The organism is Staphylococcus sp. FSL K6-3157, assembly GCF_038005145.1.
Lineage (GTDB): Bacteria > Bacillota > Bacilli > Staphylococcales > Staphylococcaceae > Staphylococcus > Staphylococcus equorum.
On record NZ_JBBOSM010000001.1, the window covers coordinates 1,971,537 to 1,985,275 of the forward strand.

Genomic DNA, 13,739 nt, shown 5'->3' on the forward strand with positions numbered 1-13,739 from the left:
TTTAAGTATCAATTGAAAGTTGTCCAAATTTAAAGAAATATAAATATCCTTTAACTTCGGTTTTTAATATTGTTTCTAATGTGGTGCGGTAATATTCCATCTGTATCTTATAACGCGCTCTTAATTGAGCACCAATTTCTTCATCTGACATGTTCCGGCGTCTATTAAATGCGTCTGTCTTATAATCTACAAAATAATATTGATTATCTTTTAAAAATATAAGATCAATCATACCTTGAATGATTGAAGCATCTTCGTCATCTGTTTTTAAATGATCCACATTGGATTGATTCACAACGAATGGTAATTCACGATATATTGCATCACTGGAGGCGATGGTTGCGTATAGTTCACTACTAATAAATGTGTAGATATCCTCATAGCGAATATCGTCTTTCGCATCTTCCGGTATGATGTGTTTTTCAATCATTTGATCAATATGTTCATGTAATTCATGATGTGATAGACCATCGCGTTTAAATGGTAGGTGTTGCATCACTGTATGCATCAATGTACCAACTTCATTTGCTTTCCTTTTAGAGCTATGACTTAAAAAGCCAGGTCTTTCATAAGAAGATGTTCCTATACGATATTGTCTTACTCTATCATAATTTGTATCTGCTTGTTCCGTGTCTAGTTGACGTTTTAATTCAGATACAGACTGCTTTGAAGGTTTATCGACAACGTCTTGATAAGGATACGTATAGCTCAGCTGTTGATGAATTTGTGATTGAATTGCTTCGTCATTCGTATTCAGCGTCTCAATATCTTCTATCGTGCGTCGTTCACTTTCTTCAACTACCGCTTCTGATGCAATATCTTGATAAAAATCTATATTTAATTGAACATAGGGTTTCATCGTTGCATCGATGTCACTAATTGAGCGTTCAAAACGCAATTCATTCGGTAAAGCAGATGACTGATATTTAGACAATATTGGATAAATCATATCAATCGGTCTTTGCGCAGTTAGTCGATAACTTACAGGCAAATGAGTATCCGACACAGAAACTTGTTCAAACTGAGTTAATTCCTTCTCATCTTTAACACGTCCTATTAAAAATAATTGTTCTTTTGCACGTGTGAGCGCAACGTATATGAGTCTCATCTCTTCTGAGACCATTTCTTTTTCTGCAATGGCTTTATACGTAACGGAAGATAGCGAAGGATAAGATAAATTACTTTCCACATCGTAATAAGTCATTCCTAAACCGTAAGTTTGATTTAAGATCACTGGTTTATGTAAATCATCTCTTCTGAATTTACGAGATAACCCCGAATATATTACAAAAGGAAATTCTAACCCTTTACTACTATGAATCGTCATCATTCTAACCACATCATCATTTGGACCGATAACGTTTTCTTCTCCAAAATCTTTGCCACGTTCTATTAATTCATCTATAAAGCGAATAAATTGATATAAACCACGGAAACTAGAATTCTCAAATTCTACTGCTTTATTAAATAATCCATATAAATTAGCGCGACGCCCTTTGCCTCCAACAATACCACTGAAATATTGAATTACATAATGCTCATTATAAAACTTATCAATTAGCTGATAAACCGGATGGCTTTGGCTATAATGTTGATACATCTCTATATCTTTTAGAAATGCATCTAATTTTTTCACCAATTTTTTATTTGCAACATCATTCAGCATATAATTTTTAATTGATTGATAAAAATAATCATCGTTAGGACTAAATACGCGGATATTAGATAATTCATCTTCAGTAAATTGATAAATCACAGAACGCATTAACCCTACTAAATAGATATCTTGTAACGGATTATCAACTGTTCTTAAAAAGGATAATATCAATCGTATTTCTACTTGTTCAAAATACCCTTCTTTACTATTTACATGGAACGGTATATTGTGATCTTTAAACGCCTGTTGAATCTTACGTGCTTGACCATATGAACGTTCAAGTATGACGATATCTTTATAGCTTGGTTTACGATATTGCTCTAATTTCATATCATATATTTCATGTTTATCCATTATTTCTTCAACTTGTTGTACGATATATTCAGCTTCTTGCTCTGCGCCTTTTAAATCTGACTCAGCATCTTCTATCAACATATTCATCTGAACATCGTGAGGCTTATCATCATAAGGAGCACCATAATACAATTGTGCAGCATCGTCATATACAATTTCGCCTACTGCTTCATCCATCATATGTTTGAATAAATAATTCGTCGTTGTTAGCACTTCTTCTCTTGAACGAAAGTTTTGTGACAAATCAATTCTCATACCATTTTCTAAGCCATCTAATGAAAAACGATTATATTTTCCTATAAATAAACTTGGATCTGCCTGTCTAAATTTATAGATAGACTGTTTCACGTCACCTACCATGAATAAGTTGCCGTCTGACTCATTACCTCGTTTAATACATGATAATATTTTCTCTTGAACTCTATTCGTATCTTGATATTCATCAACAAGAATTTCTTCAAATTGTTGGCGGTACATGTCCGCAATTTCTGAAGGTGTACCGTCATCATTCATTAATACGCGTAACGCAAAATGTTCATAATCAGAAAAATCCAAGAGATTTCTACTTCTTTTTTTCAAATTAAATTGCTTTATTACATCTGCTGTCACTTGCGTTAGATATGATACTCTCGGTGCTAAGCGCTGCATATCAAGCTTCAATTCTTCTGCTTCACGTGAAAAATAATCTTCCTGAACTTTTGAAACCAATGCTTTATATTGATCATAGTGTTTTTTACCATCATCATACGCATCAAGCATCATCTCATTCGCTTCTTTAATCTTCTTATTTTTAGCTGGGAAACGCGCTTCAAATTGGTGTTCAGCAATGACTTGCGTATTCAATTGACCGCCTTCCATCGCTTGATTTAAAAAGTGTCGTTCCTTATCTAATACAGCTACTTGTTTATCTACTTCTTCTAGCATCATGAATAAATCATAACTTTTATTCAACGCTTCTAATGCTGAATTCATAAAAATCATTGCTACTTCATTCAATAATTGTAGTAAATCATCTTGTTGCTCAGCATTGTAATAAGGGTCTGCTAAATTTTGCAGCCAAGTTAAAGGATTGGGATTCGCCACACTAAAATAAAACATTTGTTTAATCGTATTCCGTAATTGATCATCATTTCGATCAGACGATAATTGTTCAGTCAAATCTACGAAACTTGGGTCTAACACATCATAATGACTTTCCAATACTTCATCAATCGTTTGTTCAAGCAATAAAATATTTTCCGCTTCACTACTTGTTCTAAAGTTTGGATCAATATCTAAAACATCGTAATGGTGTTGTATTAATTTCAAACAAAAACTATGGAGTGTAGAAATTTGTGCTTGGTGAATTTTAATCCTCTGATTTTTCAAATGTGCATTATCAGGTGATGCCATAGATGCTTCTTGAATACGTTGATCTACACGATGTTTCATTTCACGTGCACTTGCGTTTGTAAAAGTCACTACAAGTAAGCGGTCAACATCTATTTCATCTTTGATAATCCGCTGAATAATGCGCTCAACTAAAACAGCTGTTTTGCCTGATCCTGCAGCCGCAGCTACAAGTACATCTTGTCCTTTGGCATAAATACTTTTCCATTGGTTATCAGTCCATCTTGTATCAGCTGGCTTTGCTGGAATTTGACTCATAATTCATCTTCCTCGCTTTCTAACTCCACATTTTGCACTGCTTCTAACGGATTAATCGACTCGTCTACAGTACGATAACGTTTGCTATCAATAGCACCATCTACATGACATACAGATTTATAATTACAAAATTCACAAGGTAATGTTTGATTATATTTCATTGGTGCAACTTCTGTATGACCATCCATAATACTGGAGGCAGTTTCAATAAAATTCTTTTTATTATGCTTTATTAATTTATAAATTGTTTCTTCATCTGCAACTTTACTGTTACTTTTAATTCCTCCATCTTTTTTCAATCCAAGTGGTACAATATCAGAATTATAACTTGGCTCTAATCTTGTATCAAAAGCATCTAATACTGATTCATCACTATTTAATAACCCACTTAATTTAAACGAATTAATAAACTCCGTATCTCTTTTATCTTCATTTAATTGGTTCCACGCTAATTTAATACGCGGTTCATGAACATGAAAATATAAAAGTCCTCCTGGTTTAGTCATCTCTGTTAAACCAAGACGTGATTTATTTTGTAACACAATATCCATATACGTCATCATTTGCATTTGCATACCATAATAGACTTTAGTCAAATCTAGTGTCCCACTATATTTTGAAGACTTATAATCAATAATATTCACAAAACTTTGATCACCTTGCTGATATGTATCTATACGATCAATTTGTCCACGAATATTGATTGGAACGCCTTGCGTTGTCTTCAATGGCTCAGCTAACAATTCACTATTATCACGCGGTTTTCTTCTAAATCCTGCTTCGAAACGTTGTGGTGTGAATTTTGTGTGACTACCTTGATATTTGAGCGCAGTCAAAGTGGTCTCAACAATAGCGCCGATTCGTTGTGATAAATAACGATAGTAAGCCGTTGAATTCAACAAGTTAAATTGAACTTCAGGTAATATTTCAGATAAAGCTTCTAATGTTAATTTATGAATTTGTTTCGTATTTAAGTTTTTAAAGTCACCGTTCACTTTTTCTGAAATGAATTTCAACACTTGGTGGAAAATATCACCTAAATCAAAATTTTCAAGTTTGTATTTTGTACGTTCGTTAAGTCGTAAACCATGTGAGGCAAAATGTTTAAATGGACAAGCTTGATATCCTTCAAATCTGGATACACTTGCATTAATCGTCTTCCCATATAAATCTGAAGACAATGATTCACTTAATTGGACCGTTTCATTATCATACGTTAATGCCGATAATAAGTAACTCAAACCATCATTTAAATTGTTATCGTCTCTCATCACTTGATATGTGTCTAACCATGTATCAGCCACAATCTCATCATCTAACCATGCTTTTAACGATTCAAATAATGCAATTTTAGTTTGATGTGGGTGTTCCATTAGTAATAATGGGTTAGCTTGATGTTGATGATGAATATTTTGAATATCTAGATTTGTATATAACTGTTGAATTTGATTTAAAAATGGGCTCGGTTCTTTTTCATCTCCGCTTCTTCCCATCAAAGAATAAGAAAATGTAACAGCTATACGGCTTCTTGTCATAGCAATGTAGCACACAAACGCTTCATCCATTTGTAATATATCTGCTGTAGGGCTCAATTCTATCGTTGACTGTTCTTGGAAGTATTTCTTTTCGTCGTCTGTAATCAAACTCGATGATGCAACGGTTTGTGGCATGACCCCATCATTTACACCGACAAGGTATACATGTGCTTTGTTATCAACTTTAGCTAAATCCATCGTCCCTATACTCACTTGATCAATCGTTTGCGGTATCATCACAAATTCTAATTGCTCTAAGCCAATATCAAACAATTCTAAAAAACGTGTTTGAGTCATAGTCTGTTCGCCAAAAACAGTAACTAAATCATCCAATGTTTGAATAAAACCATTCCATATCTGGTCAATTTCTTCTGCTTTTTTATGTTCGCCCTCAACGTCTAATGTGTCTCGATCTGTCATCAATTGACTAGGTAAATCGAATGTTTCTATAGCTTCATAAAAGGCTGTCGCAAATTCAATTGCAGTTGTAGCATTATTCATTTTCGATTCAAACATCATCACTTTATCAATCACATCTGTTTTCATTTGAATTACACGTTCAAACGTTTCACGTTCTTCATCAGTTAATGGCTGGCGCTTTAATCCCATTTTTCTAAATTGTTCAACATGGAAATATTTTTCATCAATCCAGCGTTTGCCATAAATTCCACGTTCCAGTACAAAGTTTTCTAAAATATCAATAAGATAATGACTATCTTTAAACTTTTTAGAAAGTATATTTGTCTTAAACAGACGCATAAGTGGATCAAAATTCCAATTTGTTTGTATGACTTCAATGAGTGAGCGCATCATTTCCATTACTGGGTGATGCGTCATAGATTCTTTAATATCTATATTGTATGGAATATCGTATTGCGGTAATATCGATTCCATCAAATATGCATAAGATTCATCTCTATACAAAATTGCGATATCTTGAAAACGTCTTCCTTGTTCGCGATTTTCTCTCAAAATACGACGAGCTACTTCATTAATTTCTTCGCGCATTACAGATGCCTCTAAAATTTCAATATTGCCTTGTGCCGAGATTGGCTCAAATTGTAATGCGTTAAAGTTATGCTCTAAATGTTTTAAATCACTATTATTAAACCGATTTGTTTCATTAAAACGTTTAGTGTTGACCTTAATATTCAAATCATTCGCGATGTCTTCAATATGCGTTAAAGATTCAGATGGTTTTCTAAATAAACTAAACGTATCTTTGTCCCCGTCTGTAGTTAATACTACGGTAACCTTTTTCGCATAACTTACTAAGCTACGAATAATTTGATATTCTAACGTCGAAAAGTTATGAAAACCATCGATATATATTTCGGCTCGCTTCAACCACTCAGATTGATCCATCATCGTTATAAAACGTTGAAGAGAATCCTCAGTTGACACATATTCACCATTTATTCTATCTTCTAAATGCTTATAAATAAGCGCGATGTCTTGCAATTTATGTTTCGTGCGTGTTTGTAAGTGATTTGCAGCTATATATTCCTCTAATTGTTCTGGAGAAACTGCATATTTTTTAAAATCTTGTATTTGTTCATAAAGTTTTTCACTAAAACCATAGTATTTAACCTGAGAGCGATAGAGCTTCAACTCTGTTTGATGTTGTTGGATGATATCATAAATCATCATCTCTGTACCTGCTTTTGATAACTGTTGTTCCATCAAGCCACCGACTTCTTGAAACACACGGTAACTCAAACGTTCAAAGTGTAGCACTTCTGTTCTAAGACTACCACTTAGTTCAGGATCGTTTACAAATGCTTGTTCGAGTTGAAAAGTATTTTGCGTTGGAGCAATTAATACAATGGGATCGCCTAGTGGATCTTGTTTCATTTTACTTTTAATTTCTTCAATGATTTCATGTGACTTCCCTGTTCCTGCTCTTCCAATATAAGCATTTAATTCCATGGTAAACTTCCACTCCTTTGACTCACATTTTAACATAGAAAAGGTTCTTCTTTACGAATCTTTCATCTGACCGATTCAACTATTTTAAGTATTTGAATCAGTTCTTTATAAAAAGTACCCCTTCATATGGTTTTTTAAATTCCGTAACGATCTCTGATTTAAATTCCCTCTACGCTGATTAATGAAATTTATTTAATTTCATAGATTTTTGTATAGAAAAAGTGCTAATCCATTAAATTAACAGATTAACACTTCTCTTATAATATTAGGTAACTATATCTTAAATTCAGTTATTATTTATCTTGATCTGTATCAGGATCAAATCCAAATTTCATTTCATTAAGTGGCCAGAAACTAAATGCTACTTTACCAACCACTTGATCTTCGTCTATTAAACCAAATGAGCGGCTATCTTTACTTACTTCACGATTATCACCGAGCACAAGTAGCTTGTCTTCAGGAATTTTATTTTTCCCATCTACTTGGTTTAAATCTTTTGTTTCAAAGCTGCCTGTAATATATTCATATTGTTTATTTTTTTTGTTTGAATCTAAATATGGTTCTTCTACTTCTTTACCATTAACAAACAATTTGTCTTTTTTGTATTCAACATTATCGCCAGAAGTCCCGATAACACGTTTAACATAATCGCTTTCTTTATTTGCATGAAAGACAATGACGTTACCGTTTTTTATATCGCCAAATTTATAACCAAATAAATTGACCATGACACGTTCGCCGTCTTTTAGCGTAGGATCCATGGAGTCACCTTTAACTGTATATGGTTTTGCTACAAAATTTACAATTAGTAATACCAATGCCACTGCAACGACAATCGACACAATCCATTCTAATATCTCTTTTTTCAATTTTTACACCTCGTCTATTTAATTAAAGTTCACTGTGAATTTTTCAAATGGGAAATACCTTAAACTCACATTTCCAATAATGTCTTCTTTCTGTATAAATCCAGTCGCTCTAGAATCTTGTTTGTTTTCACGATTATCATTGAGTACAAAATAAGCATTCGGTGGAATGATATCTCCTTCAGATTGCTGAATATTTCTAAGTGATAAATCATTTATACTATTACTCGCATAAGGCTCATCCACTGCCCTGTCATCTCTGTATAACGTCCCGTTCTTATATGCAATAGATTGACCAGGTTTACCAATAATTCTACTGAATTGAATTTCATCGCCTTTACGATACATTATAATATCATTATTATCTAATATGTTAAATGTAGTTTTAATCTTATTTACAATAATTCGATCATCTTGTTTAAGGTTCGGAGCCATCCAATCATTTTTAATGACGGCGCCTGTAATTACAAACGCTTGTATCAATAGTACAATAATAATCGCAAATATTATGGAAATCAAATGTTTTAATATGAATCGCACGCTGTCACTCCTCTGAAGAATGCATAAAATGTTTCTCGATTTTTCGTCCTACAAACCATACTATTAAAATGACGATGATGATAGTTATCAATCTTGTAGGGCTTGTGAATAAAGTTGTAATATCATTCCCCAACCAACCTACAAGCCCAATCATTACGAATTTTGAAGCTATAAGAACGGTCAAATAGGCATGTGCTTTAATATGCGATAAACTTGCGACAATATTGACTAGCGCACTTGGTGTAAATGGAAAACACATTAAAATAAAAATTGGAAGAACGCCTTTTCTATCAATGAAATGTATCAATCTCTGAACAGAGGTACGTTGTTGTATTTTCTTCATATAACGTGTATGCGTAAGCCTTCTAAAAAATAGGAACACTATATAACTACCAGCCACTGTACCCATCCAAGCCAATAAAGTTCCGATTATAAAACCATATGCATTAACGTTAACAATGACAAATACAATGATTGGCAAAATAGGAATAAAAGCTTCAATAAATGGCAATAAAAAACCTACAATATATCCTAGGTTTCCGAATAAATCAAACCAATATTGTACTTGTTCTTCTGTCATCTAACCCATCTCCATCATTTCTATTGATTATAATTATAAGTGTAATATCATGTTTTTAAAACTATAAAGTACTAGATTTAATATAAATCAGTCTCGAGAATGAAGAAAGCATCATGTCAGAGACTTATGGTATTAGTAATCGTAATGTGCTTGAAAAAATTTAGCTAATTATTATTCACTTTAGCGTTATCAATACAGAAAAGACTCATTCCAAATTTATCTTTGGAATGAGTCTTTTCTTAAATCACTATTTTAATGAAACAAGTGTTTCTATATTATAAACGTTTTTCTAATTCTGCTTTTTTATCTTCAAATCCAGGTTTACCTAGTAAAGCAAACATATTTTGTTTGTATGCTTCAACGCCTGGTTGGTTGAATGGATTCACACCTAATTGGTAACCACTCATTGTACAAGCCAATTCGAAGAAGTAAACGATATAACCAAATGTTTCTTCATCTAAACGAGGAATATCAACAACAATGTTTGGAACGCCACCATCTGTATGCGCTAATAGTGTACCTTCAAAAGCTTTTGTATTAACTTCGTCTATTGTTTTACCTGCTAAGTAATTTAATCCATCTAAATTATCTTTATCTTCTTCTATAGTAATGTTATGTTTTGGATTATTTACTTTTACTACTGTTTCAAATAAGAAACGACGTCCTTCTTGAACATATTGGCCAAGAGAATGTAAATCTGTTGTATAGTTTGCACTTGAAGGATAAATACCTTTGAAGTCTTTACCTTCAGATTCGCCAAATAATTGTTTCCACCATTCATTGAAATATTGCATTGAAGGATCGTAGTTGATTAACATTTCAGTGTCATAACCTTTTGCATATAAAACGTTACGGATAGTTGCATATTGATAAGCAATATTGTCTTCTATGTTTTCTGATGACAATTCTTCACGTGCTTTAGCTGCACCTTCCATCATTGCTTTAATATCAATTCCAGCAACTGCAATTGGTAATAAGCCCACTGCAGTTAATACTGAATAACGACCACCAATATCGTCAGGTACAACAAATGTTTCATAGCCTTCATTTGTAGCTAATTCTTTTAATGCACCTTTTTCTTTATCTGTAGTTGCAAAAATACGTTTTTTCGCTTCATCTTTGCCATATTTATTTTCAAGTAATTGTTTAAACAATCTGAATGCAACTGCTGGTTCAGTTGTTGTACCAGATTTTGAAATTACATTGACTGAGAAATCTTTTCCATCTAAATAATCAATTAGCTCTTGTGTATATGTTGAAGATAAATGATTACCTACAAAGACGATTTCTGGATATTCATCACTATTTCTAAATGAAGAAGTTAACATTTCAATAGCTGCACGTGCACCTAAATATGAACCGCCGATACCAATTACTACAAATACATCTGTATTTTCTTTAACACGTTTAGAAGCTTCTAAAATACGTGAAAACTCTTCTTTATCATAATCAACAGGAAGGTCTATCCAACCTAAGAAATCACTACCAGCGCCTGTCCCTTCATGAATTGTTTTATGAATTGATTTAACGATATCTTTTTGTTGTTGTAGTTCGTGTTCTCCAAAAAATTCTAAAGTTTTACCATAATCTAATTGAATATGAGTCATTTGATATTGCCTCCAGTGTTTTTAGTTTCAGTATAATATTACTAAGTTTATTTTGACTATTCAAACAACTAGCCTATAATCAGTCATAAATTATGACAATTTTGCTAATTATTTTTAGCGTATCACTTTTTTTATTCATTATTATATACATATAGATATAACCCTTTAATCAACACTATTCCAATATTCGTAACATAAATACTTCCTTTAACGAATAAGCCTATCCGAATATTTTTGCATATTTATGTATAAAAGTGGTTTTATTTTCAATAAACATCTGCTATACTATTCAATATCAAATAAAAAAACAAATTTTAAAAATATCAATTAGAGGTGGAAATTATGAAAGAGAAAATAGTATTAGCATATTCAGGCGGTTTAGACACAAGTGTTGCAGTAAAATGGTTATTAGATAAAGGTTACGACATTGTAGCTTGTTGTTTAGACGTAGGTGAAGGTAAGGATTTAGACATCGTTCATCAAAAAGCATTAGATATGGGGGCAAGTGAATGTCACATTATTGATGCTACTGAAGAATTCAGTCAAGATTTCGTATCATATGCAATTAAAGGTAATTTAATGTATGAAGGTACTTATCCATTAGTATCTGCATTATCAAGACCTTTAATTTCAAAAAAATTAGTTGAAATTGCTAGCAAAACAAATTCAGTTGGTATTGCACACGGTTGTACTGGTAAAGGTAATGACCAAGTTCGTTTTGAAGTAGCAATTAAAGCTTTGGATCCAGAACTAAAAGTATTTGCTCCAGTTAGAGAATGGGCTTGGAGTCGTGAAGAAGAAATAGATTATGCAATTAAACATAATATCCCAGTACCGATTCAACACGATTCACCTTATTCAATAGACCAAAACTTATGGGGTAGAAGTAACGAATGTGGTATTCTCGAAGATCCATATGCCACACCACCAGAAGATGCATATGACTTAACTAATCCAATAGAAAATACACCTGACGAATCAGATGAAATTGTACTTTCATTTGAGCAAGGTATCCCTACTGCTTTAGACGGTCAATCATATAAATTAAGTGAGCTCATTTTATATTTAAATAAATTAGCTGGTAAACATGGTATTGGTAGAATTGACCATGTAGAAAATAGACTTGTAGGTATTAAATCAAGAGAAGTCTATGAAACACCTGCAGCTGAAGTAATTGTAAAAGCGCACAAAGCACTTGAAACAATTACCCTTACAAAAGATGTAGCACATTTCAAACCAGTAATCGAAAAACAATTCTCAGAACAAATTTATAATGGCTTATGGTTCTCTCCATTAACAGATAGCTTAAAAGTATTCGTCGATAGTACGCAACAATATGTTACAGGTGATGTACGTATTAAATTATACAAAGGTAATGCAATCGTTAATGGCAGAAAATCGCCACATACACTATATAATGAAAAATTAGCTACTTATACAAAAGAAGACGCGTTTAATCAAGAATCAGCAGTTGGTTTCATCGATATCTTTGGCCTACCTACTAAAGTGAATTCTATGTTACATGGCGGATATAACGATGAGCAGTAAAGCTTGGGGTGGTAGATTTAGTGAACAACCAGAAGCATGGGTCGATGAATTCAATGCTTCTATCCACTTTGACAAAGCATTAATCGAATACGATGTCCAAGGTAGTATTGCTCACGCAACGATGTTAGCCAAACAAGGTATTATTTCTGATTCAGACTGCGAACAAATTATAGATGGCTTAAACGCTATTTTAGCTGATTATGAACAAGGTAATTTAAACTTAGACGTTTCTTTAGAAGATATTCACTTAAATATTGAACATGAATTAATTAAACGTATCGGTGATGCTGGTGGCAGATTACACACTGGACGTAGTAGAAATGATCAAGTCGCTACTGATATGCATTTATATACAAAAGAAGAAGTTAACTACTTAATTGAATCTATCACTGCTTTCCAACAAACTATTGTAAAAGTTGCTGAAGCACATGTTGATACAATTATGCCTGGTTATACGCATTTACAAAGAGCACAACCAATATCGTTTGCACATCATATATTGACGTATTATTGGATGTTAGAAAGAGATAAATCACGTTTCCAAGATAGCTTAAAGCGTATTGACATCTCCCCTCTTGGTGCAGCTGCATTAAGTGGTACTACTTATCCAATTGATCGTCATGAAACACAATCTTTATTAAACTTTAGCGCACTTTATGAAAATAGCATGGACGCTGTAAGCGATAGAGATTACATTGTTGAAACGTTACACAACATTTCATTAACTATGGTTCATCTTTCTCGTTTTGCTGAAGAAATTATTTTTTGGTCATCAGCAGAAGCAAATTTCATAACTTTATCCGACGCGTTTTCAACTGGTTCTTCTATCATGCCACAGAAGAAAAATCCTGATATGGCAGAATTAATTAGAGGTAAAGTTGGACGTACGACAGGTAATCTTATGAGTATGCTTATGACACTTAAAGGTTTGCCTTTAGCATACAATAAAGATATGCAAGAAGATAAAGAAGGACTCTTTGATGCTGTGCATACACTTAAAGGTTCTCTACGTATCTTCGAAGGCATGGTCGATACAATGACTGTGAATGTGGATCACTTACAAGAAACAGTCTACAATGATTTTTCAAATGCAACAGAACTTGCAGATTACTTAGTCAACAAAGGTGTGCCATTTAGAAATGCACATGAGATCGTTGGTAAAATTGTGCTTTGGTCTATACAACATAACGTTTATTTACTAGACGTTCCATTAGAAGAATATCAAAACGCGCATGCTAGTATCGAAGCGGACATTTATGATTACTTAAAACCTGAAAACTGTGTAAGTCGTAGAATCAGTTATGGTTCAACGGGACAAGAAGCAGTAAAACAACAAATCAATATAATAAAGCAACAACTTTAGCAAAAAGAACTGGAAAACGTGCTTAAAAAAGCGGTCTTCCAGTTCTTTTTGTTACATATATAATCATAACGCCTTAATAAATCATCCTAAATTATAAAGACATATATAGCACC

General features: G+C 33.0%; 8 protein-coding genes. 2 read left to right on the plus strand and 6 right to left on the minus strand.

Annotation, left to right across the window (positions count from 1 at the left end; genetic code table 11):
• Nucleotide 1: 1 nt before the first annotated feature.
• From addA to MHB47_RS09455, 6 genes are all read right to left on the minus strand, one after another.
• Entirely contained in the window at nt 2-3,661 is a 3,660-nt protein-coding gene (gene addA / locus MHB47_RS09430; RefSeq protein WP_340757308.1) for a helicase-exonuclease AddAB subunit AddA, read from the minus strand.
• Nucleotides 3,655-7,122 (minus strand): helicase-exonuclease AddAB subunit AddB, encoded by a 3,468-nt coding sequence (addB, locus tag MHB47_RS09435; protein ID WP_340756348.1) that lies wholly within the window; start codon nt 7,120-7,122, stop codon nt 3,655-3,657. The genes addA and addB overlap by 7 nt, the downstream gene beginning before the upstream one ends.
• 293 nt (nt 7,123-7,415) lie before the next feature.
• The gene (gene lepB / locus MHB47_RS09440) at nt 7,416-7,991 is read right to left on the minus strand and encodes a signal peptidase I (RefSeq protein ID WP_065337630.1); all 576 of its coding nucleotides are present in this window, start codon (nt 7,989-7,991) and stop codon (nt 7,416-7,418) included.
• A gap of 18 nt (nt 7,992-8,009) precedes the next feature.
• The gene (lepB, locus tag MHB47_RS09445) at nt 8,010-8,528 is read right to left on the minus strand and encodes a signal peptidase I (RefSeq protein ID WP_340756351.1); all 519 of its coding nucleotides are present in this window, start codon (nt 8,526-8,528) and stop codon (nt 8,010-8,012) included.
• Nucleotides 8,529-8,532: 4 nt separating this feature from the next.
• Nucleotides 8,533-9,108: a TVP38/TMEM64 family protein gene (locus MHB47_RS09450; protein ID WP_002508126.1), complete on the minus strand. Its 576-nt coding sequence runs from the start codon at nt 9,106-9,108 to the stop codon at nt 8,533-8,535.
• A 275-nt stretch (nt 9,109-9,383) separates the two neighbouring features.
• A complete protein-coding gene (locus MHB47_RS09455; protein ID WP_340756354.1) occupies nt 9,384-10,715 on the minus strand; it encodes a glucose-6-phosphate isomerase in 1,332 nt (443 codons plus the stop codon).
• A gap of 342 nt (nt 10,716-11,057) precedes the next feature.
• Between MHB47_RS09455 and MHB47_RS09460 the strand changes: the two genes are divergently transcribed.
• Entirely contained in the window at nt 11,058-12,263 is a 1,206-nt protein-coding gene (locus MHB47_RS09460; RefSeq protein WP_002512230.1) for an argininosuccinate synthase, read from the plus strand.
• A complete protein-coding gene (gene argH, locus MHB47_RS09465; protein WP_340757310.1) occupies nt 12,253-13,626 on the plus strand; it encodes an argininosuccinate lyase in 1,374 nt (457 codons plus the stop codon). Before MHB47_RS09460 ends, argH begins: the two co-directional genes overlap by 11 nt.
• Nucleotides 13,627-13,739 lie beyond the last annotated feature (113 nt).

Bases quoted from the DNA above. Each gene is read 5' to 3' on its own strand.
- addB (WP_340756348.1), bottom strand. From the start codon at position 7,122: ATGGAATTAAATGCTTATATTGGAAGAGCAGGAACAGGGAAGTCACAT.
- MHB47_RS09450 (WP_002508126.1), bottom strand. From the start codon at position 9,108: ATGACAGAAGAACAAGTACAATATTGGTTTGATTTATTCGGAAACCTA.
- MHB47_RS09455 (WP_340756354.1), bottom strand. From the start codon at position 10,715: ATGACTCATATTCAATTAGATTATGGTAAAACTTTAGAATTTTTTGGA.
- MHB47_RS09460 (WP_002512230.1), top strand. From the start codon at position 11,058: ATGAAAGAGAAAATAGTATTAGCATATTCAGGCGGTTTAGACACAAGT.
- argH (WP_340757310.1), top strand. From the start codon at position 12,253: ATGAGCAGTAAAGCTTGGGGTGGTAGATTTAGTGAACAACCAGAAGCA.